Origin of the sequence: Streptomyces sp. NBC_00654 (genome assembly GCF_026341775.1) — a bacterium.
Lineage (GTDB): Bacteria > Actinomycetota > Actinomycetes > Streptomycetales > Streptomycetaceae > Streptomyces.
Genome location: NZ_JAPEOB010000001.1, coordinates 3378169 through 3397836 on the forward strand (window position 1 = coordinate 3378169; position 19668 = coordinate 3397836).

At 71.6% G+C, this 19668-nt stretch carries 19 protein-coding genes and 1 riboswitch; of the genes, 11 read left to right on the plus strand and 8 right to left on the minus strand.

Annotation, left to right across the window (positions count from 1 at the left end; all coding sequences use genetic code 11):
- The 4 genes from hpnH to OHA98_RS14460 all read left to right on the plus strand — a co-directional run bounded on the left by hpnH (position 1) and on the right by OHA98_RS14460 (position 3567).
- A complete protein-coding gene (gene hpnH / locus OHA98_RS14445) occupies positions 1–1020 on the plus strand; it encodes an adenosyl-hopene transferase HpnH (protein ID WP_266925864.1) in 1020 nt (339 codons plus the stop codon).
- Between the two features lie 169 nt (positions 1021–1189).
- On the plus strand, positions 1190–2587 hold the full coding sequence (locus tag OHA98_RS14450) for an aspartate aminotransferase family protein (RefSeq protein WP_266925866.1): 1398 nt from the start codon (positions 1190–1192) through the stop codon (positions 2585–2587).
- A gap of 118 nt (positions 2588–2705) precedes the next feature.
- Positions 2706–3314, plus strand: coding sequence for a helix-turn-helix domain-containing protein (locus tag OHA98_RS14455; RefSeq protein WP_266925867.1), 609 nt, complete (start codon positions 2706–2708; stop codon positions 3312–3314).
- A 76-nt stretch (positions 3315–3390) separates the two neighbouring features.
- Positions 3391–3567: a DUF6126 family protein gene (locus OHA98_RS14460; protein ID WP_266925869.1), complete on the plus strand. Its 177-nt coding sequence runs from the start codon at positions 3391–3393 to the stop codon at positions 3565–3567.
- A 7-nt stretch (positions 3568–3574) separates the two neighbouring features.
- On the opposite strand, the gene OHA98_RS14465 is transcribed toward OHA98_RS14460, so the two are convergent.
- On the minus strand, positions 3575–4387 hold the full coding sequence (locus OHA98_RS14465) for a tyrosine-protein phosphatase (RefSeq protein ID WP_266925871.1): 813 nt from the start codon (positions 4385–4387) through the stop codon (positions 3575–3577).
- A gap of 190 nt (positions 4388–4577) precedes the next feature.
- Between OHA98_RS14465 and OHA98_RS14470 the strand changes: the two genes are divergently transcribed.
- The 3 genes from OHA98_RS14470 (at position 4578) to OHA98_RS14480 (ending at position 9114) form a co-directional block, all read left to right on the plus strand.
- The gene (locus OHA98_RS14470; protein WP_266927915.1) at positions 4578–6677 is read left to right on the plus strand and encodes an alpha-galactosidase; all 2100 of its coding nucleotides are present in this window, start codon (positions 4578–4580) and stop codon (positions 6675–6677) included.
- Between the two features lie 292 nt (positions 6678–6969).
- A riboswitch (cyclic di-AMP (ydaO/yuaA leader) is annotated at positions 6970–7127 on the plus strand.
- Between the two features lie 5 nt (positions 7128–7132).
- Positions 7133–8122: a LysM peptidoglycan-binding domain-containing M23 family metallopeptidase gene (locus OHA98_RS14475; RefSeq protein ID WP_266925873.1), complete on the plus strand. Its 990-nt coding sequence runs from the start codon at positions 7133–7135 to the stop codon at positions 8120–8122.
- Positions 8123–8286: 164 nt separating this feature from the next.
- Positions 8287–9114, plus strand: coding sequence for an SGNH/GDSL hydrolase family protein (locus OHA98_RS14480; protein WP_266925875.1), 828 nt, complete (start codon positions 8287–8289; stop codon positions 9112–9114).
- 11 nt (positions 9115–9125) lie between these two features.
- Here the strand turns inward: OHA98_RS14480 and OHA98_RS14485 are convergent, their stop codons facing one another.
- The 6 genes from OHA98_RS14485 to OHA98_RS14510 all read right to left on the minus strand — a co-directional run bounded on the left by OHA98_RS14485 (position 9126) and on the right by OHA98_RS14510 (position 15343).
- On the minus strand, positions 9126–10055 hold the full coding sequence (locus OHA98_RS14485; RefSeq protein ID WP_266925876.1) for an STM4011 family radical SAM protein: 930 nt from the start codon (positions 10053–10055) through the stop codon (positions 9126–9128).
- An 8-nt stretch (positions 10056–10063) separates the two neighbouring features.
- The gene (locus OHA98_RS14490) at positions 10064–11428 is read right to left on the minus strand and encodes an STM4012 family radical SAM protein (RefSeq protein ID WP_266925878.1); all 1365 of its coding nucleotides are present in this window, start codon (positions 11426–11428) and stop codon (positions 10064–10066) included.
- Positions 11428–12237 (minus strand): STM4013/SEN3800 family hydrolase, encoded by an 810-nt coding sequence (locus tag OHA98_RS14495; RefSeq protein WP_266927916.1) that lies wholly within the window; start codon positions 12235–12237, stop codon positions 11428–11430. The genes OHA98_RS14490 and OHA98_RS14495 overlap by 1 nt, the downstream gene beginning before the upstream one ends.
- A gap of 67 nt (positions 12238–12304) precedes the next feature.
- Positions 12305–13450 (minus strand): STM4014 family protein, encoded by a 1146-nt coding sequence (locus OHA98_RS14500; RefSeq protein WP_266925880.1) that lies wholly within the window; start codon positions 13448–13450, stop codon positions 12305–12307.
- Entirely contained in the window at positions 13431–14378 is a 948-nt protein-coding gene (locus OHA98_RS14505) for an STM4015 family protein (protein WP_266925882.1), read from the minus strand. The genes OHA98_RS14500 and OHA98_RS14505 overlap by 20 nt, the downstream gene beginning before the upstream one ends.
- Positions 14379–14383: 5 nt before the next feature.
- A complete protein-coding gene (locus tag OHA98_RS14510) occupies positions 14384–15343 on the minus strand; it encodes an STM4015 family protein (RefSeq protein WP_266925884.1) in 960 nt (319 codons plus the stop codon).
- A gap of 177 nt (positions 15344–15520) precedes the next feature.
- Here OHA98_RS14510 and OHA98_RS14515 point away from each other — a divergent pair, with 177 nt between their 5' ends.
- Together OHA98_RS14515 and OHA98_RS14520 are read left to right on the plus strand one after the other, a co-directional pair.
- Positions 15521–15847: a hypothetical protein gene (locus OHA98_RS14515; protein ID WP_266925886.1), complete on the plus strand. Its 327-nt coding sequence runs from the start codon at positions 15521–15523 to the stop codon at positions 15845–15847.
- A 165-nt stretch (positions 15848–16012) separates the two neighbouring features.
- Positions 16013–17014 (plus strand): DUF6745 domain-containing protein, encoded by a 1002-nt coding sequence (locus OHA98_RS14520; protein ID WP_266925888.1) that lies wholly within the window; start codon positions 16013–16015, stop codon positions 17012–17014.
- Between the two features lie 97 nt (positions 17015–17111).
- Here OHA98_RS14520 and OHA98_RS14525 read toward each other — a convergent pair whose 3' ends face one another.
- Entirely contained in the window at positions 17112–17723 is a 612-nt protein-coding gene (locus OHA98_RS14525; RefSeq protein WP_266925890.1) for a TetR/AcrR family transcriptional regulator, read from the minus strand.
- Positions 17724–18078: 355 nt separating this feature from the next.
- On the opposite strand from OHA98_RS14525, the gene OHA98_RS14530 reads away from it, so the two are divergent.
- On the plus strand, positions 18079–18705 hold the full coding sequence (locus OHA98_RS14530) for an RNA polymerase sigma factor (protein ID WP_266925892.1): 627 nt from the start codon (positions 18079–18081) through the stop codon (positions 18703–18705).
- Positions 18702–19505: a hypothetical protein gene (locus OHA98_RS14535; protein WP_266925894.1), complete on the plus strand. Its 804-nt coding sequence runs from the start codon at positions 18702–18704 to the stop codon at positions 19503–19505. Before OHA98_RS14530 ends, OHA98_RS14535 begins: the two co-directional genes overlap by 4 nt.
- Positions 19506–19668 lie beyond the last annotated feature (163 nt).

Genomic DNA, 19668 nt, shown 5'->3' on the forward strand with positions numbered 1-19668 from the left:
ATGGCCATGCCGCTCCGTCAGTCCATCAAGGTTGCGACGTACCTCATTGAACAGAAGCTCCGAAAGCGCGAGAAGTTCCCGCTCATCGTCGAGCTGGAGCCCTTGTTCGCGTGCAATCTGGCCTGCGAGGGATGCGGGAAGATCCAGCATCCGGCCGGGGTCCTGAAACAGCGTATGCCGGTCGCGCAGGCCGTCGGCGCGGTGCTCGAATCGGGTGCCCCCATGGTGTCCATCGCGGGCGGTGAACCGCTGATGCACCCACAGATCGATGAAATCGTGCGGCAGCTCGTCGCGAAGAAGAAGTATGTCTTCCTGTGCACCAACGCGATGCTCATGCGGAAGAAGCTCGACAAATTCACGCCGTCGCCGTACTTCGCGTTCGCCGTGCACATCGACGGGCTGCGCGAGCGGCACGACGAATCGGTTGCCAAGGAAGGCGTCTTCGACGAGGCGGTCGAGGCGATGAAGGAGGCGAAGCGGCGCGGCTTCCGCGTCACCACGAACTCCACCTTCTTCAACACCGACACCCCGCAGACCATCATCGAGGTCCTCAACTACCTCAATGACGACCTGAAGGTCGACGAGATGATGATCTCGCCCGCCTACGCCTACGAGAAGGCACCCGACCAGGAGCACTTCCTCGGCGTCGAGCAGACCCGCGAACTGTTCAAGAAGGCCTTCGCGGGCGGCAACCGGGGGCGCTGGCGCCTGAACCACTCGCCCCTCTTCCTGGACTTCCTGGAAGGCAAGGCGGACTTCCCCTGCACCGCGTGGGCGATCCCGAACTACTCGCTCTTCGGCTGGCAGCGCCCGTGCTACCTGATGAGCGACGGCTACGTCCCGACGTACCGCCAGCTCATCGAGGAGACCGACTGGGAGAAGTACGGCCGGGGCAAGGACCCGCGCTGCGCCAACTGCATGGCGCACTGCGGATACGAGCCCACGGCGGTGCTGGCCACCATGGGGTCGCTGAAGGAATCACTGCGCGCCGCGCGGGAGACGGTCACCGGCAACAGGTGACGAACCGAGCGGCGGAGAACCGGTTCTGCCGGTTCTCCGCCGCCACCGCCCCGGCCGCCCGTGCTGTGCCGCTCCGTCAGGCGCGTCCGGTCCGGGCCGGTGGCGGCCGTGTACCCGCCGCGCGGCGGACGGTGGCCCGGCAGGACGTGCCGAAGGAGAGGAACGGGCGATGAAGGACGGCGGACCCACGGGCTTCGACCTGGCGCGGCTCCTCGCGGAACGCGGCGCCGAACGATACGAACTCCATGCGCGGCATCTCAACCACCAGCTTCCGCGCATGCTGCACACCATCGGCTTCGACAAGGTCTACGAGCGGGCCGAGGGCGCGTACTTCTGGGACTCCGAGGGCAACGACTACCTCGACATGCTCGCCGGATTCGGGGTCATGGGCCTCGGCCGGCACCATCCCGTCGTCCGCAAGGCGCTGCACGACGTGCTGGACGCGTCGCTGGCCGACCTCACCCGCTTCGACTGTCAGCCGCTGCCGGGCCTCCTCGCCGAGAAGCTGCTCACCCACAGCCCGCACCTGGACCGCGTCTTCTTCGGCAACAGCGGTACGGAAGCGATCGAGACGGCGCTGAAGTTCGCCCGCTACGCCACCGGCAGGCCCAGGGTGCTCTACTGCACCCACGCCTTCCACGGCCTCACCACCGGTTCGCTCTCGGTCAACGGCGAGAACGGCTTCCGGGACGGCTTCGCCCCCCTGCTTCCCGACACCGCGATCGAGCTCGGCGACCTCGACGCCCTGCGGCGCGAGCTGAGGCGCGGCGATGTGGCGGCGCTGATCGTGGAGCCCGTCCAGGGCAAGGGCGTGCACGCCGCGCCGCCGGGCTTTCTGCGGGCCGCACAGGAACTGCTGCACAAGCACAAGGCGCTCCTCATCGCCGACGAGGTGCAGACCGGGCTCGGCAGGACCGGCGACTTCTACGCGTACCAGCACGAGGAGGGCGTCGAACCCGATCTCATCTGTGTCGCCAAGGCGCTCTCCGGCGGCTATGTGCCGGTCGGGGCGACCCTCGGCAAGGACTGGATCTTCAAGCGCGTCTACTCGTCGATGGACCGGGTCCTCGTCCACTCCGCGAGCTTCGGCTCCAACGCCCAGGCGATGGCGGCGGGACTGGCCGTGCTCGCGGTGATGGAGGACGAGGAGACGGTCGCGAACGCCCGGCGTACCGGTGACCTGCTGCGGGAGCGGCTGGCCGCCCTCGTCGACCGCTACGAGCTGCTGCACGAGGTGCGCGGGCGCGGGCTGATGATCGGCATCGAGTTCGGCCGTCCGTCCTCGCTGAAGCTCCGCAGCCGCTGGACCATGCTCCAGGCGGCCCGCAAAGGGCTCTTCGCGCAGATGGTGGTGGTGCCGCTGCTGCGCAAGCACCGCATCCTCACCCAGGTCTCCGGCGACCATCTGGAAGTGATCAAGCTGATTCCGCCGCTGGTCGTCGGGGAGCCGGAGGTGGAGCGCTTCGTGACCGCGTTCACCGACGTCATGGACGACGCGCACAGCGGCGGGGGGCTGATGTGGGACTTCGGGCGGACCCTGGTGAAGCAGGCCGTCGCCAACCGTTGACCAGCCGCTGACCAGCCGTTGAGCGGGCACTGGACGGGTGGCGTCAGGGCCCCCGGGGATGTTTTGCCTCGGAGGTAAGAAATTTGCCTCCGAGGAAAGATCCTGGCCCAATGGAGGCATGAATCCTCCTGACGGAGGGGTGGCCGACGAGCTCCCCGGCGTCGCACCCCGCCTGCGCGAACTGCGCCGCGGACGCGGTCTCACCCTGGAGACCGCCGCCCAGCGGGCCGGGCTTTCCCCGGCCCATCTGTCCCGGCTCGAAACCGGCCGCAGGCAGCCCTCGCTGCCCATGCTGCTCGGGCTCGCCCGTATCTACGGTACGACGGTTTCCGAGCTGCTCGGCGAGACACCCCCCGAACGTGACGCGATCGTCCGCGGCGGCCGCTTCGAGGGCGCCGAGGCCGACGGCTGGATGTACCGGCAGGCGGGCGGCTCCGGCCGGGCCATGCAGGCGCTGCGCGTCAGGGTCCCCTACGGCGCGCAGAGCGATCTCGTGCGGGTCCACCCCGGTGAGGAATGGCTGTACGTCCTCGACGGAACGCTGCGGGTGATCCTGGGGGAGACGGTGCACGACCTCGCCCCCGGCGACAGCGCGCACTTCGATTCGCTCACCCCGCACCGGATCGCGGCGCTCGACCGCGGCGGCGCGGAGCTGCTCTTCGTTCACTCGCTGATGCAGAGCCCCGCCGCCGAACTGTGTCTCGGCAGCGGGATCCACCGGCGCTGACCGGGCCCCGCCCGGTCACCGCGCCCCCGTCGAACCCTTCGCTTCACCGGCCGTGCGGCCGGCAGAGAGGACTGTCATGTCCGATTCCGAGAACTACGACCCCCTGACCCCGCAGCGGCCCAAGAACTACGACCCGCAGGAGCGGAAGATGCCGCGCGGGGTCGTGATCCGGCTTTTCGCCTACCTGGTGGCAGGACACGTCATCGCCGGCTTCCTGTACCTGCTGTTCGCCGTGGCGGGCGGCAACAAGTGACCAGCCTTTAGGCTTCGTCCAGCAGCCGCTCGCGCAGCCGCTCCCGTGTCTCCGGGGCAAGGCCCAGTCCCTCGGTGAGGTAGCGGTCCGTGGTTCCCCAGATCTCCTCGATGGTGCTGAAGGCCGCGGCGAGGTATGCGGCGTGCGCGCCGAAGAGCGGGTTCAGCAGTTCGAGGACCTCCGGGGACATCCCGGTCTCCGAGGTGTCCGAGCGCCGCACCCGGTAGCGGCGGTGCGCGTCGTTGGACTTGAGGTAGTCGGCCTCGATGGCCTCCCGTTCCACTCCCACGGCGAGCAGCGACACGGCTATCGAGAGACCGGCCCGGTCCTTGCCCGCGGCGCAGTGCATCAGGGCGGGGACGCTGTCCTCGGCCAGGGCGTGCAGTACCCGGCTGTGCTCGGCGGTGCGGTCCCGGATGATCGACCGGTACGAGGTGATCATCCGGTCCGTGCCCTTGCTGCCCGAGAGGATCGAGCGCAGCTGGGCGATGTCGCCGTCCCGGACCAGCCGCCAGAACTCGGCGCCGTCGGCCGGGTCGGAGAGGGGGATGCTGACATTGCGCACCCCCGCCAGCTCCACGTCGTGGCCGTCGAGCTTCCGGTCGGCGTCGTTGCGGAAGTCGAAGACCGTGTGCAGGCCGAGCCTGCCGAGGACCGCCGTGTCCTGCTCCGTGGCGTGTGCCAGGTGGCCGCTGCGGTAGAGCCGCCCGAACGCCACGCGGCGTCCGTCCGTGGTGGGGAGCCCTCCCACATCACGGAAATTACGGACTCCGGTCAGCTCGGATTCTGTCGGCGGGACCTGCGGCACCTGCTGAGTCACGGCGGCTCCTGGGGTGTCTGGCGTCGGCGCTGCTCGCCGACGAGGGCACGCTCGTGACGATACGACATCGATTCCTCAGGCAATCATCTCGGACGAGGCGCACAGCTCGCCACACAAACCCGCACGGGCATTGCCCCGCACCGTCACCGTGGTCGATGATGTGCGGAACTGTTCGAACGTGAGGGAAATGATGATCGAGACTGGTGACACGGGCCGTACCTGGGTGCTCAGTGGCGCGACCGGCAGCTACGCGCTCCACCTCACCGACCGCGATGAGCTGCTGCACCTGCACTGGGGGCCGCGCCTCACGATGGCCGCGGCCGAGGCGCTGGCCGCCGAGCCCTTCCCGCCCTGCCCCGGCTTCGATTCTCCGCTCGACGGCCATGAGGAGTACCCGGTCGAGGGCGGTCCCCGGTTCGTCCGCCCGGCGCTCTCCGTACGGACCGACGAGGTCAGGGGGACCGAGTGGGCGTTCGGGGGCGCCGAGACGGACGGTGACGAACTCCGGCTGGGCTTCACGGACGCCGTGCACCGCCTCGCGCTGACCCTGCACTACCGGATGCGCGACGACTCCGATGTGATCGAGCGCTGGACCACCGTCGCCCACGCCGGCCCGGACGGCCCGCCCCTGGAGCTGCTGCGCGCCGACGCGGCGACCTGGACGCTGCCGGCCCGGGAGAACTGGCGGCTGAGCCAGCTGCACGGCAGCTGGGCGGCGGAGTCCCGGCTGGTGCGGTCGGAACTCACGTACGGCGAGAAGATCCTCTCCAGCCGCCGCGGGCACACCGGACACCAGCATCTGCCATGGGTGGCCCTGGACGCGGACGGTGCCGCGACCGAGGAACACGGAGAGGTGTACGGCTGCGCCCTGGGCTGGTCCGGTTCCTGGCGGATCGCCGTGCATCAGCTGCCCGACGGTCTCGTGCAGATCAACGGGGGCGCGGGCTACGACGAGTCCGGCCTGCTGCGGCTCGCGCCGGGGGAGTCCTACACCACACCCGTCTTCGCCGGCCTGTGGAGCCCGGACGGCTTCGGCGGGGCGAGCCGGGCCTGGCACGCCTGGCAGCTGGCCCATGTGATCCCGGACGCCGGCACGCCGCGGCCGGTGCTCTACAACTCCTGGGAGGCGACCGGCTTCGACATCTCCATGGAACAGCAGCGTGCGCTCGCCGTGCGCGCGGCGGAGATGGGTGTCGAGCTGTTCGTGGTGGACGACGCCTGGTTCGGGCAGCGCACCAGCGACCGGGCCGGGCTCGGTGACTGGACACCGAACCCCGACCGCTTCCCCGGCGGGCTGCGGCCGCTCGCCGACGAGGTGCGCGGACTCGGCATGCGGTTCGGGATCTGGGTCGAGCCGGAGATGGTCAACCCCGACAGCGATCTCTACCGGGCCCACCCGGACTGGGTGCAGCACGTCCCCGGCCGTACGCGGACCGAGTTCCGCCATCAGCTGGTGCTCAACCTCGCCCGGCCGGACGTACAGGAATACCTGTGGGAGCAGCTCGACGCGCTGCTCTCCAGTGCTCCGATCGACTATGTGAAGTGGGACTTCAACCGCTGCTTCACCGAGGCGGGCTGGCCGGGCGAGGAGTACCCGCAGAAGCTCTGGATCGCGCACGTGGACGCGCTGTACGCGCTGCTCGACCGGCTGCGCGCCGCGCACCCGGGCGTGGCCTTCGAGTCCTGCTCGGGGGGCGGGGGCCGGGTCGACCTGGGCGTGCTCTCCCGGACCGATCAGGTGTGGACCTCCGACAACACCGACCCGCTGGACCGGCTCGCCATCCAGGAGGGCTTCGGGCAGATCCATCCGGCGCGGGTGATGGCGGCCTGGGTCACCGACAGCCCGAACGTCCAGCTGAACAACCGGATGAGTTCGCTGCGGTTCCGCTTCGTCAGCGCGATGGCCGGGGTGCTCGGGGTCGGCGGCGACCTCACCGAGTGGAGCCCGGAGGAGCTGGCCGAGGCGCGGGACTGGGTGTCCCTCTACAAGGAGATCCGCCCGGTGGTGCAGCACGGGGCCCTCCACCGGCTCGCGGCGCCGCGCGGCGGGCTGAGCGCGGTGAGCTACGTCCTGGGCGAGGAGGCCGTGGTGCTGATGTGGCTGGAGGCACAGCGGTTCGGCCAGCGGCCGCCGGCCCTGCGGCTGCGCGGCCTGGACGCCTCGGCGACGTACGTCTGTCAGGACACCGGAGCGGAATACCAGGGATCGGTGCTGCTGCATCACGGGCTGCACACCGGGCTGAGCGGCGACCTGGACGCCCGGGTGCTGAGGTTGCGTCAGAAGCGGTGACCATGACATGTCCGGAATGGGGCATTTGAGGGAACGTGCCCTGTTTGTGGGGGAGATGGTGGCCCGCTGGTGAGCGGGATCATATCCGTGACGGTGTGTGGTGGCGGCGCCCGGAGGTGATCCGGGCGCCGCGCGGAATGCCAAGATCCGTAATCCACGGAGTGTGACGGGAATTCCGGACCGAAATTGAATCGGGGATTCCGGCAGGCAACCGATGGCTTGTTCCTGTCGTCCTGACTCGTTTACGGTCACCGTCAATCCGGACGGATCGCCTAATCCTGCCGCCGCCCGGAATTCGTACCCACCCACACTCGTGTGGCAGGAGCGGGGGACCCAGGTAAGCCGCCGGCCCGGAGAGATCCGGACCGGCTCGGGGTGAAGTCGCCGAGAGCGACCGGGCATCTCCAGCCCGAACCCGACAGCTCACCTCGTAGGCGCCGGAGAGGAATTCCCCCATGCCCGCAATGGGTAAGCACCGTCGTACGAAGACCGGCCCGATCGCCCGCGGTGTCCTCGCCGCAGGGACCGGCGGCGCCGTCCTCGCCCTCCCGCTGATCGGTGCCACCGGAGCGCACGCCGCGGAGAAGGCCGCGCCCGCGGCCAAGCCCGCCGCCGCCTCGGTCGCCGCCGCGCACACCGCCCCGGGTGCCGCGGCCGCGGCCCCCGGCGCCTCGAAGACCTACTCCGTCGTCTCCGGCGACTACCTCTCGAAGATCGCCGCCGAGCACAAGCTCAAGGGCGGCTGGCAGAAGCTGTACCAGGACAACCGCGAGGTCGTCGGCGAGAACCCGAGCCTGATCTTCCCCGGCATGAAGCTGACCCTCGGCGCCAAGGCGTCCGGTCCCGCCGACGCCGCGCAGTCCGCGCCGGCCCCGTCGAAGGCGGAGCCGGAGAAGGCCGCTCCGAAGGCCGCCCCGGCCGCCCCGAAGGCGCAGCCGGCCCCGAAGACCGCCTCGTCCGCGGACTCCTCGGCCCCGTCCTCCGGGGCCGGAAAGTCCACCACCTCCACGAACACCAGCGCCTCCCAGAGCAACAGCTCCGGCTGGACGACCCCGGTGGCCAACGCCAACGTCACCACCCAGTACCGCGCCTCCGGCGCCAGCTGGTCCAGCGGTTACCACACCGGCTCGGACTTCCAGGCCGCGTCGGGCACCGTCGTCCGCGCCATCGGCCCGGGCACCGTGGTCTCGGCCGGCTGGAGCGGTTCGTACGGCAACGAGGTCGTCATCAAGCACGCCGACGGCATGTACTCCCAGTACGCCCACCAGTCCTCGCTCAGCGTCTCCGTGGGCCAGGCCGTCACCGGCGGCCAGCAGATCGGCCTCTCCGGCTCCACCGGCAACTCGACCGGCCCGCACCTCCACTTCGAGGTCCGCACCGGCCCGAGCTACGGCTCGGACGTCGACCCGGTCGCGTACCTGCGCCAGCACGGCGTCTCCATCTGATGGAGCGGTGACGACCGGACATGATCAGGGACGGTGCGCTTCGGCGCACCGTCCCTGTTCTTATTCCGGCTTTACCAAAAACTGACCGGGTGGTCTATCTCACCACCCGTCAACCCCGTATTACGGTCGCGTAGGTCACATTCGACGGTGCAGGATATGCGCTTGTGGCAGACGATTCGAGAAACAATCAACCAGGCATCATCGGGTCGTACGCGGCGATTGGCGACAGTTTCACCGAAGGAGTCGGAGACCCCGGCCCCGACGGGACCTTCGTCGGCTGGGCGGACCGGTTCGCGGTCCTGCTGGCGGACCGGCTCCCGGTCCCCGACACCGCGACGAGCCCGGAGGAATCCGCGCACGGGAATTTCCGGTACGCCAATCTCGCCGTACGCGGACGCCTCCTCGACCAGATAGTCGAGGAACAGGTCCCCCGCGCCAAGGAGCTGGCCCCCGAGCTGGTCAGCTTCTGTGCGGGCGGCAACGACATCATCAGGCCGGGCACCGACCCCGACGATCTGGCCGAGCGCTTCGAGCGCGCGGTCGCCGATCTGAGCAACGCGGTCGGCACCGTCATGATCACCACCGGGTTCGACACCCGCGGCGTGCCGGTGCTGCGGCACATGCGCGGGAAGATCGCGACGTACAACGTCCATCTGCGGTCCATCGCCGACCGCTACCACTGCCCCGTCCTGGACCTGTGGTCGCTCCGCTCGGTGCAGGACAGGCGCGCCTGGGACGACGACCGGCTGCACCTGTCGCCCGAGGGCCACACCCGCGTCGCACTGCGCGCGGCACAGGTGCTCGGTGTGGACGTGCCCGCCGATCCGGATCAGGCCTGGCCGCCGCAGGCACAGCGCGGCACCTTCGAGGAACGGCGCGACGACATCCACTGGGCGCGCGAATACCTGGTCCCGTGGATCGGGCGGCGGCTGCGCGGCGAGTCCTCCGGCGACCACGCCGAGGCCAAGCGCCCCGATCTGCTTCCCCTCTGACGGGACCGTCCTCAGGGCGCGTCGCGCAGGACCGTCAGGGGAAGAGCACGCCGGGCCGGGCTCGGCACCACGAGCCCGGCCGGCGGCGTGGCCAGGTCGCCCGGAGCCGGTATCCGCTCCAGCACACCGCCCGCGAACACGTCGTACAGCGGCAGCGTCTCCAGATGCACATAGCCGATGTGGCAGTCGCACACATCGAGCGGGCAGCCCCGCGGACCGAGCGCCCGGCGGTAGCTGCCGTCGTAGAGACTGCCCAGCTCCGCGCGGACGAAGTGACACCGCCGCACCGTGCCGTCACCGTCCACGGAGATGACCGACTCTCCCGTGCGACAGGGCAGCCCGGCCGACCGGTGCGGATGCCTGCTGTACGGGAACAGCGGGTCCAGCGCCGTCCAGCGGTCCGCCTCCTCGTCCGTGTAGGTGTGCCCCTCGGCGGCGTTGACCCAGAGATAGACCTCGTCGGGCAGCGCCGCCCGCAGCCGCCGCGCCTCGTCGAGATGGGCGTCGAATCCGACCACACCCACGCTGTAGCGCACCTTGCGAGCGGTGAGCTCCCGGCACTTGCCGAGGAAACGCTCGTACGGCGTCTGACCGGGGTGGTACGTGCACCACAGCGCGACCCGGTCCGTATCGGCCCCGGCCAGCCAGTCGGTGCGGCCGCTCAGATTGGTCTGGATGGCCACCCGGGCGATGTGCGGCAGCCGCGACAGCTCGACCAGCGCCCGCCGGTACCAGGACCTCACCAGACCCTCGCCCCACGGTGTGAACAGGACGGACAGCCGGTCGCCGGTCTGCGCCGCGGCCCACGCGGTGAACCGCTCCAGAGCCGCCCGGTCCGCCGTCAGCTGTTCCCGGCTGTCACGCCGCTTGGCGAACGGGCAGTACGGACAGTCGTAGTCGCAGGAGGCCAGCGGGCCCCGGTAGAGAATCGTCAGGTCCATGGCGGGCCTCACTTCCGTTCGTACGCGGCCATCGCGGCCCGTACCGCGGGGGAGAACAGCTCGGGGCCCAGCGCGTCGGAGTGGGCCAGCCCCTCGGGGGAGAGCCGCAGCAGATCCCCGCCGGCGCTCCCGTCCAGCCAGCCGCGCGCCGCGAAGCGGTCCAGCTCGGCCGGGAAGTCCTCGCGCGGATCCGTGCCGAACCGCTGCCGGTACTCCTCGGGCCGCAGACCCGCGGCCTGGAGCAGCGACTGGAGGAGATGGCGCCTGCGCGCCTCGTCGGTGTCCACATACCGGCCCACCTCGGCCCGGGAGAAGTCCTCGGTCGCGGTGAACCCGTCGATGATGCCGCGGATCTCCCGCATCTCCACCGCGTAGTCGAAGGAGTAGTGAAGCGACGCGGTGTACGAGCGGGCTCCGCAGCCGAGACCGATCATGCCGTCGGTCTGGCAGGCGTAGTCGTCGGGGCCCTCCGCCGGGGCGTCGGCACGGCGGAACATCCGCATCGACACCTGCTCGTAGCCATGGGCCAGGAGATGGTCGCGTCCGGCCCGGTAGAGCCGCAGCCGCTGTTCGTCCCAGGAGTCCGCGGCACGCTCCTCGGCCGCCGGGTCCGCGGCCGTCCCGAGACGGCCGAGGCCGGTCAGCGGGCGTACGTACAGCGGATAGAGGTAGAGCTCCTCGGGGCGCCAGGCCAGCGCGGCGTCCAGGGAGGTGCGCCAGCTCCGCTCGGTCTGCCCGTCGATGCCGTAGATCAGGTCGATGTTGAGGACCGGCACCCGGGCGTCACGGATCCGGCCGAGGGCCGCCTCCACATCGGCGCGGTGCTGCGGGCGGACCGCCGCGCGGGCCTCGGCGTCGACGAAGCTCTGCACACCGATGCTGATCCTGGTCGCGCCGCGGTCGGCGAGCACGGCCAGCCGGTCCGCCGTCGCGGTCGACGGCGAGGTCTCCACGGACAGCGGCACCGCGCGCAGGTCGGCGCCCATCCGCTTCTCCGCGATGTCGCAGAGCCGCTCCAGCTCGCCGGCGGTCAGGAAGGTCGGCGTACCGCCGCCGAACGCGGCGGCGGCGAACCGCACCGGCTCCTGATCGCCCAGCGCGTCCCGGACGGCGGTCGCCTGCCGGTCCAGCGCGTCGAGATAGCGCGTGGTCAGCTCCTCGGGCGCACCGATCCGGGTGAAGAGATTGCAGAAGCCGCAGCGGACCTCGCAGAACGGTATGTGGAGATAGAGGGAGAGCGCGTCCTTGGGCTCCGCCGCCCACAGCTCACGCAGCGCGGGCCGGCCGGTGAGCGGCCGGTAGGCCGTCTTGTGCGGATAGGCGTAGACGTAGCTCTCGTACGGCCTGACGGCGGGCAGGGTCGGGCTGGTCATCATGCGTCCCCGGGCTCAAGGAAGAAATGGGCGTACGGCACCGTCCAGACGGCTTCGTGGCCGAGCCGGTGGCCGGTGAAGCCGTCGTCCCCGTAGGCCGTGCCATGGTCGGAGCAGACGATCGCGAAGCAGCGGCGGCGGCTGCTCGCCGCGGCGAAGAGCCGGCCGATGTGCCGGTCGACGTACTCCAGGGCGGCGGCGTGCGTGGCACGGGAGTCGCCCGCCTCGTGGGTGGCGCCCGGCCGGTGGAACCAGTTGGGCTGGTGCAGCGCCGACACATTGACGAACAGGAAGAGCCGCCGCTCCGGCGGGAGTCCGGCCACGACCTCCTCGGCGCGGGTCACCTGCTCCTCGAAGGAGGTGGGCGAGGCGACACCGAAGCCGGGCTCCCAGTGGCTCTCCTGGAACATGCCGGGCAGCACCGATCCGAGCGGCCCCTGCCGGTTGAAGAAGCCGACGCCGCCGATGCACACCGTGCGGTAGCCCTCGGCGGCCAGGGCGGACACCAGGTCGGGGGTGTCGAAGACGAAGGTGCCGTCCGCCGTCGTCTCACTGCCCGCGAACCGTGCCGCGAACAGCCGCGGATGCGGCCCCGGGGAGGCGGGGGTCGGCAGGAACCCGGCGAAGATCGCCTGGTGCGAGGCGTAGGTGAAACTCCCCGGCGCATGCCGCTTCTCCCAGACACCACCGGGCAGATGCCGGGCCAGATGCGGGATGCGTCCGGCGGCGGCCAGCTCCACGGCGACGTCGTAGCGCAGGGTGTCGAGAGTGACGAGCAGCAGATCGTGACGTCCGACGATCCCGCTCATGGCGGGTTCCCCGGTGTCCGGGGCACCGGTGTCCGGGGTGTGGCCGTCAGGGGTGCGGCGGGCGGGGTCAGGGGGCAGCGATGACACGGTGGTTCCTTGCTCTGTCCAGTACGGCGGCGACCTGCGCCGCATAGGTGTCCAGTCCTTCGGCGCCGCTGCCCGGCAGTCCGGTCAGACCGGGCAGCAGATCACCGAAGGCGTTGACCTCGCCGATGGCGAACCGCCGCCAGCCGGTGGCCGGCAGCAGATCGACGCCCACGCACAGCGTCCGGGGGAAACAGGCGGCGGCGCGCTCACACATCGCGAGCGCCTCCGGCCAGCTGCCGCCCGCCGCCGCGACAGCGGCCCGGACCTCGTCCAGATCGCCCCGGACGCCGCCGAGATGCAGATTCGTCATCGGGGACCGGCTGGTCCGCACGACGGCGTGCGTCGCGCGGCCGGCGACGACCACGACCCGCAGATCCGCGGCCCGCCCCCGCTGGGAGGCCTTGGGCAGCCAGCGCTCGACATGCAGTCCGTCCGGGGCGAGCGCGTCGACGATCGCGGCCACCTCGTGCTCCGTCTCGTACCGCCGCACCCGGAGCGAATTGAACAGCCGCCCCTCCGCGTCCCGTTCCACCGAGGTGCTCGCCCGGACCCGGCCGGGACCGGCCGTCTCCACGGCCAGCACCCCCGAGGCGGACGAGCCGTGGGCGAGCTTCACGAACACCCGCGGCATGCCGCGTGCCGCCATCAGCTCGCGCACATCCTCCCAGCCCCGCACGACCGGTGCGGCGGGACCGGACGTCGGTGACGCAGGCACGGCGACTCCGGCGCCGTCCAGCACGGCATGACACAGCCGCTTGTCGAACAGCGCCGCGATGTCCCCGGGATCGCCGAGCAGGGTGGCGCCCGCCGCCGAAGCGGCCCGCGCCACCTCCCGCACGGCCTCGGTGAACGCCGCGTACCAGCGTGAGGTCCCCTCCACGCGCGAGGGATCATCCACCCCGCGCAGCAGCCGCTCCACCTCGGCGTCCTCACCGGGCGAGTCCATCCGTACGGTCTCGCCCGGCCGGAACGTCACCTCACCGGTCAGCACCTGGAGCCAGGACACGACACGGACGCCGGGCAGCCCGGCGGCGCGCACGGCTTCCCGGAAGAAGGCGACGCGCCGGTTGTCCGGATTGCCGACGACCGCGAGACGTGGCGCGTGGCTACTCGCTGACCGCGACATACCGTTCCTCTTCGTCCTCATCCACGTACTCCGCCTCGCCACTGACCGAGGCGGGTGCGCAGGCCGCGCGGATGCGGTCGAACACCTCGTCGCTCAGGTAGTGGTGATCCAGGTCGAGCGTGGACAGATGGGTCAGCGGCTGCCCGGCCAGGAGCGCCGCCCCGCCGAGGTCGCCGAGGGTGCCCATGGAGAGCGACAGCGACTTCAGCTGGGCCACGACGGGAGCCGAGGCGACCGCCGCCGCGATCTCGTCCTGGATCTCGCTGTTCTGCAGCCCCAGATGGCGAAGCCGGGGGAACGTGCCGCCCGACAGCAGCGGGCCCAGGTCCTCGACCGTCGCGTCGCCCCCGTACCACGTGGACCCGAACCAGATCTCCAGCCGCTCCAGAGCCGGGAGTTCCGAGGAGGTGACCGCCCGCACGACATGGCCGGGCAGCCCACCGGACTCGAAGCACAGGGACCTCAGGCTCTCGTGGCGCACCGGAGAGAGCCGCAGCCCCGCCGCCCCCGCGGTCTCCCCGCAGCCGCGCACCAGCAGCTCCTCCAGGAGCGGAAAAGCGGTGAGCACCGGGGTGATGTCCGACATCATCAGCCAGGAGATCTCGCACTGCTCGCTCTCCACATCCGCGAGGAACAGGGCCCGCAGCGCGGGGAAGCGGTCCGCGTGTCCGGCGATCAGCTCCACCACGGGTTCGATGCCGGTGTAATTCCCCTGCCACCACGGGCCGATCACCAGCGCCCGTACCTGCTCGGTGTCGACCGTGTCCAGGAAGTGCTGCCACAGCACGGGGAACGTCAGGGAACCCTGCCAGCCGCAGTCCAGCCGCCAGGCGACCGTGTGCGCGGGCGGCAGCTCCGAGGGGTCCCCCTCGCCCGGCTCCGGAAGCGTATGGACGCGCAGGTCGAAGAAGAGCTCGCTGTCGGTCATCGTGGTCACTCCGCCACGGCGGTGTAACGGCCCTCGGGGCCACCGTCGCCCCAGGGCTCGCTGCGCTCGGAGAGGTCGACCCGGACCCCGTGGGGCACCAGCGAGTCGGTGATCCGGCGTTCCATCGCCTCGGAGAGGAAGTGGTGGTGCAGGTCGAGCACTTCGAGGTGGGTGAGCGGCTGGCCCTCCAGGAGCGCCGCGGCGCCCTCGTCGCCGAGCGTGCCGTTCGACAGGTCCAGCGTGCGCAGCCGGGCGACGACCGGGGCCGAGGCGACGGCCGCCGCGATCTCGTTCTCCACCTCGCTGTTGCGCAGGCCCAGATGGTGCAGCCGGGGGAAGCGGGTGCCGGACAGCAGCGGCGCCAGGTCCGCCACGTCGGCATCGCCGCCGTACGCCGAGACCCCGAGCCACAGGTCGAGCTTCTCCAGCGCGGGCAGCTCGCTGTCCAGCACGCCCCGTACCACCTGCACGGGCAGACCGCCCGCCTCGATGGTGAGCGAGCGCAGCCGCTCGTGCCTGGTCGCCGGGAACTCCAGGTCGGTGCCGCCGCGCACCCCGAACTCCACCAGCGAGGGGAACGCGGTGAGCAGGGCGGTGACGTCCGACTGCTCGATCCAGGAGATCTCCGCCTCCTCCAGCACCAGGTCCCCGACGAAGATCCCCTCCAGCGAGGTCAGCCGGCCGGCCGCGGCGATGACAAGGCCGATCGGCACGGAGGACGTTTCCTCGTACGACTCGCCCCACTGGCCGATGATCAGAGCACGCACCCCGGCCGGATCGACGGCGTCCAGGAATGCCGCGAACTCCTGCTCCCAGGTCCGGTCGGCGTCCTCGTCGTCGTACGGATCGACGCTGATCCGCCATGCGGCGGCGTCGGCGGCCGGACGGGGTGCTTCGGAGGCGTCACGCTGGAAGTCGACGGCCGGAAGGCCGCACAGCTCGCTGAGATGGTCCACACCGGACATGGCCCTGAGCTCCTGATGCTGGGAACGGGTTGTTGTCCGCAAGGTCTATCAAGCCCCACTGACAACGCGGTGACCGGGACCTGTCCGGGGTGCCGCCGCCGGTCGATTGTCAGACCCTGCCCTTAGCGTTTTCCTCGTGTTCGGCACAGCGGGTGCCGCGACCGAGGGGAGACGTCTGTGTACCGGCAGGGCGATGTACTGATCATGGCGGTGGAGGAGTCGGCGGTGCCCGCCCCCTTCCTCAAGGCGTCGGGCGAACTGCGCGACGGGCGGGGGCGCCTGGTGCTCGCCCTGGGCGAGGTCACCGGGCACGCGCACGCCGTGCAGGGGCCCGGCCGGCTGATCCGGGAGGCCGGTCCGTTCGGCCCGATGCTCCTTCATCTCCCCGAGGGCGGCCGGGTGGTGCACGAGGAGCACGCGGTGATCCCGCTGCCGAAGGGCTGGTTCCGGGTCGTGCGCCAGCGGGAGTACGCGCCGGGGGCGATCCGCATCGTCGCGGACTGATTCCGCCGGACCGGCAGGCGCCGGCACGACGCGGGCAGACGAGCGAGCACCGGGAACCGGGCTCCGCGGACCGGGGGCCGGACACCGGCTCCGCTGCCGGGAACGCGATTTCCGCGATTCCACGGACGAGATACGAGACACGAGAAACAGGGGACGGGACAACCGATGCAGCATGTGAACTCTTGGCGGACCGTGGCGGCGGCGACGGGCAGGGCGGACCGGGCCGCGGCGGAGGAGGGCGTGCGGCTCGCCTACCGCAGCGCGGGCCTCGCCGAGCCGGGACGGATCATCTGGGCCGACTCGCCGCGCGCGGCGGTCGGCGTGGTGGAGAAGCTGGCCGACGCCGGCCGTTCGGTCCGCGATGACATCCGCACCCGGCCCTGGGCCGAGGAACGCCGCCGGATGTACGACGAGTTGGGCCCCGCGGGCTGGTCCGCGCTCTGGTCCGCCACCGGGGCCCAGCTCTGGGAGACCACGGCGGCCCTCGCCGAACGGATACGGACGGGTGTCGTCGCGGACCTCGCCGCACGGCCGGAGGACGAGTCCGGTGTCCGGCTGCTGCTGCTCGACGCCGTCCTCGGACAGCACGACGCCGCCTGGCTCGCCGCCTTCGACGGGCGCGGCGAGCGGTTGACCGGCCTCGCGGAGGTCGCCCGCAACGCTGGCTGGTGGTGGCCGTACGAGAACGCCGTGGTGATCAGCGAGCGCCCCGAGGCGCTGCACCGGGACGAGGCGGGACGACTCGACCACGGGGACGGTCCGGCCCTCAGCTACGCGGACGGCTTCGCGCTGTACGCGTGGCGGGGGATGCCGGTTCCCGCCGAATTCCTGGCGGAACTGCCGGCCCTGACCCCGGAGCGGATACGCGCCGAGGAGAACGCGGAACTGCGCCGCGTGATGCTGGAGTACTACGGCTACGACCGCTACCTCACCGAATCCCGCGCCGAACCGGTCCACCGCGACGAGACGGGCATCCTCTGGCGGATCGCGCTGGACGGGGACGAGGACGTGGTGATGGTCGAGGTGGTCAACTCCACTCCCGAACCGGACGGCACGCACCGCACCTACTGGCTGCGGGTACCGCCGTCGACGCGGACGGCGAAGGACGGAGTCGCGTGGACCTTCGGAATCGACGGCGCGGCCTACGCGCCGGTGCGCCAGACCTGATCCGGGACGCCCCGGGCCGTGCCGGGGCAGTGGAGGGAAAGGCGCGGGAGAAGCGGGGGAGAAGCGAGGGAGAGACGGGAGAGGCGGGGGAGAGGCGTCAGGCCGTCAGGGTCGCGTGGTCGATGCCCAGTTCGCGGGCGAGTGCCTCATCGGTCCACCGCAGCATCGTGGTCCGGGAGAGCGGACCCGCGTACGACGTCATCTGCACGGCCAGGCCGTCGAGCAGGGCGGTCAGACGCCAGGCGACCGACTCCGGGTCGTCGCAGTGGAACTCACCGGCGGCGGCGCCCTCTTCGATGACCGCGGCCAGCTCGGCCTTCCACCGCTGGTCGAGCTCGCCCGCCACCTCGCGCAGCGCCGGCTCGCGCAGGGAGGCCGCCCAGCCCTCGATCCACAGACGCCAGCCCTTGGCCTGGCCGGTCGGCGCGTACCAGCGGACGGCCGCCCGCAGGCGCCGCACCGCGCTGGTGCGGCGGGCCAGCAGCTTGCGCAGATGGGCGAGGTCGGCCTCGGCCGCGTACGCGAAGGCGGCGGCGACCAGTTTCTCCTTGGTCGAGAAGTGGTAGAGCACCAGCGCGTTGCTCACCCCCAGTACGGAGGCCACATCGGCGATCCGTACGGAGGAGACCCCGCGCACCTGGATCTGTTCGACCGCGGCGCGCAGCAATTCCTCACGCCGCTCCGCCACGCCCAACCGCACTCTTGCCACGCGGCCACCCTAACCAATGCCCGGACCGTGTCCGGAAAGCGAGGTTCGGCTCGTCGCCGGCCTCCGGAAGCCTCTTCGCCCCTCCGGGAGCGTGGCATCACGCGTCCGGTGCGGGACCGGCGCGGAGGCGGCGGAGGCGGCGAAGGCCGGTTCCACGCTTCCGCCATGGGCCGCAGGGGCGCTCGGACGCCCCTGTCGCAGGCCTGATCCGTAAAAACACCAGGTCCTCGCTGTGACGTTTCTGTGTGCCGCCACGCAGAGGTAGGCGAGGGACGTCGGCCCCGGGGCGGGCGGACGGGGCGAATTGTGTCGCGTCGGCATGCGCCGGCGAGGCGATCGGTACGAAGAGGAACGTGTGGCCAAGGTCGAGGAACAGCGCCGCGGGCAGGTGTACGACGCCGAGCTCGGGGCGGCCGTTGAGCGGGCCCAGCAGGGAGACGAGGAAGCGTTCGCAGCGGCCTACCGGCTGACCCATCCCGGTCTGCTCGGCTATCTGCGGGGAATGGTCGGCGATGACGCCGAGGACGTGGCCTCCGACGCCTGGCTGGAGATCGCCCGCGATCTCTGGCGGTTCCGGGGAGACGGCGCGGGGTTTCGCGGCTGGACCGCGACGATCGCGCGGAACCAGGCGCTGGATCATCTGCGCAAGCAGAAACGGCGCCCCGGAACCGCCCTGCTGGAACAGGACATGCTCGAACTGCCGGGCGGTCACGACACCGCCGCGTCCGCCTTGGAGACCCTCTCCACACAGGAGGCGCTGGAACTCATCGCCACCCTGCCGAGGGAGCAGGCGGAGGCGGTCCTGCTGCGAGTCGTCGTCGGACTCGACGGCCCCGCGACGGCGCGCGTGCTCGGCAAGCGGGTCGGTGCCGTCCGCACGTCCGCGTACCGGGGACTGAAGAGACTCGGCGAGCAGTTGACCGGTAACAGAGTGCTGGGTGCGTCGCGCGGGCGGCGGAGCGGGCGGGGAGACGAGGCATGACACAGGAACCGCGGCACGGGTCCGGGGCATCGGTGCCACCCGGGCCGGACGGGGCGGGGGCAGCCGCCCGGAGTGCGGAAGAGGCCGGGCGGGATGCGGAACAGCGGGCACTCGCCGCCTTCCGGGAGGCGCGCGGCCAGTGGCCGGACGGGACGGTGCCGCCGTGGCGCAGACGCGGGCGCGACGACTGGCGGCCCGCGCAGGGGCGACGCGGTGGAATTCCGGTGCGTGCGGCGATCGGCGGCTTCGCCGTCGCGGTGACGCTCGGCGGGGCCGCGCTGGCCGCCGGTTCGGGCGCGCTGCCGACGCCGTTCGGCGACGGGGGACCCGGCGGCCGGGCCCCCGTCCGGCCCGCACACAGCGCGTCGGCCCCCTCGTCCGCCGGTCCGGAATCACCTCGCCCGGGTACGCCCCCGCCCCGCACCGGCGCCACGGGTCCGGGGCCGACCGGACCGACCGACTCCGGACGCCGCGCCGGTGGACCGGGGCAGGCACCGGACGGCGCGGCGCGGGCACCGGGCGACACGGCGCTCTGCCAGGTGTACGAGCGGTCGCGCGGCATCGGAAGGGCCGGAGACCCGACCGCCCTGGAGCGTCTGGAGAAGACCGCCGGAGGCGCGTCGGAGGTGGCGGGCCACTGTGAGGCGCTGCTCCGCCGGGCGGCCGACGGCACGGAGGGGAAAGCGGGCGCCGGCAGCGGTGCGCGGACGGGCCCGAAGCGCGAACCGGGGCCGGGAGCCGGGCGTGAGCCGGCACCGAAGGCCTCGGGCGCCGCCCGTGCCGGCCCCGCCGATCGCTGAGGCGGGACGAGCGGACGGGCGGACAGGTGGGACGAGGGACGAGCGGACGCGTGGACGGGCGGGACGAGGGACGAGCGGACGCGTGGACGGGTGGGACGAGGGACGAGGGACGAGCGGACGCGTGGACGGGTGGGACGAGGGACGAGGGACGAGCAGGTCCGGC

What these genes read in the sequence shown, in the direction of transcription:
- OHA98_RS14510 (WP_266925884.1), bottom strand. Translation starts at nt 15,343, where the DNA reads ATGTCCGGTGTGGACCATCTCAGCGAGCTGTGCGGCCTTCCGGCCGTC.
- OHA98_RS14470 (WP_266927915.1), top strand. Translation starts at nt 4,578, where the DNA reads ATGATCGAGACTGGTGACACGGGCCGTACCTGGGTGCTCAGTGGCGCG.
- OHA98_RS14455 (WP_266925867.1), top strand. Translation starts at nt 2,706, where the DNA reads ATGAATCCTCCTGACGGAGGGGTGGCCGACGAGCTCCCCGGCGTCGCA.
- OHA98_RS14450 (WP_266925866.1), top strand. Translation starts at nt 1,190, where the DNA reads ATGAAGGACGGCGGACCCACGGGCTTCGACCTGGCGCGGCTCCTCGCG.
- OHA98_RS14460 (WP_266925869.1), top strand. Translation starts at nt 3,391, where the DNA reads ATGTCCGATTCCGAGAACTACGACCCCCTGACCCCGCAGCGGCCCAAG.
- hpnH (WP_266925864.1), top strand. Translation starts at nt 1, where the DNA reads ATGGCCATGCCGCTCCGTCAGTCCATCAAGGTTGCGACGTACCTCATT.
- OHA98_RS14505 (WP_266925882.1), bottom strand. Translation starts at nt 14,378, where the DNA reads ATGACCGACAGCGAGCTCTTCTTCGACCTGCGCGTCCATACGCTTCCG.
- OHA98_RS14500 (WP_266925880.1), bottom strand. Translation starts at nt 13,450, where the DNA reads ATGTCGCGGTCAGCGAGTAGCCACGCGCCACGTCTCGCGGTCGTCGGC.
- OHA98_RS14495 (WP_266927916.1), bottom strand. Translation starts at nt 12,237, where the DNA reads ATGAGCGGGATCGTCGGACGTCACGATCTGCTGCTCGTCACTCTCGAC.
- OHA98_RS14475 (WP_266925873.1), top strand. Translation starts at nt 7,133, where the DNA reads ATGCCCGCAATGGGTAAGCACCGTCGTACGAAGACCGGCCCGATCGCC.
- OHA98_RS14520 (WP_266925888.1), top strand. Translation starts at nt 16,013, where the DNA reads ATGCAGCATGTGAACTCTTGGCGGACCGTGGCGGCGGCGACGGGCAGG.
- OHA98_RS14490 (WP_266925878.1), bottom strand. Translation starts at nt 11,428, where the DNA reads ATGACCAGCCCGACCCTGCCCGCCGTCAGGCCGTACGAGAGCTACGTC.
- OHA98_RS14485 (WP_266925876.1), bottom strand. Translation starts at nt 10,055, where the DNA reads ATGGACCTGACGATTCTCTACCGGGGCCCGCTGGCCTCCTGCGACTAC.
- OHA98_RS14535 (WP_266925894.1), top strand. Translation starts at nt 18,702, where the DNA reads ATGACACAGGAACCGCGGCACGGGTCCGGGGCATCGGTGCCACCCGGG.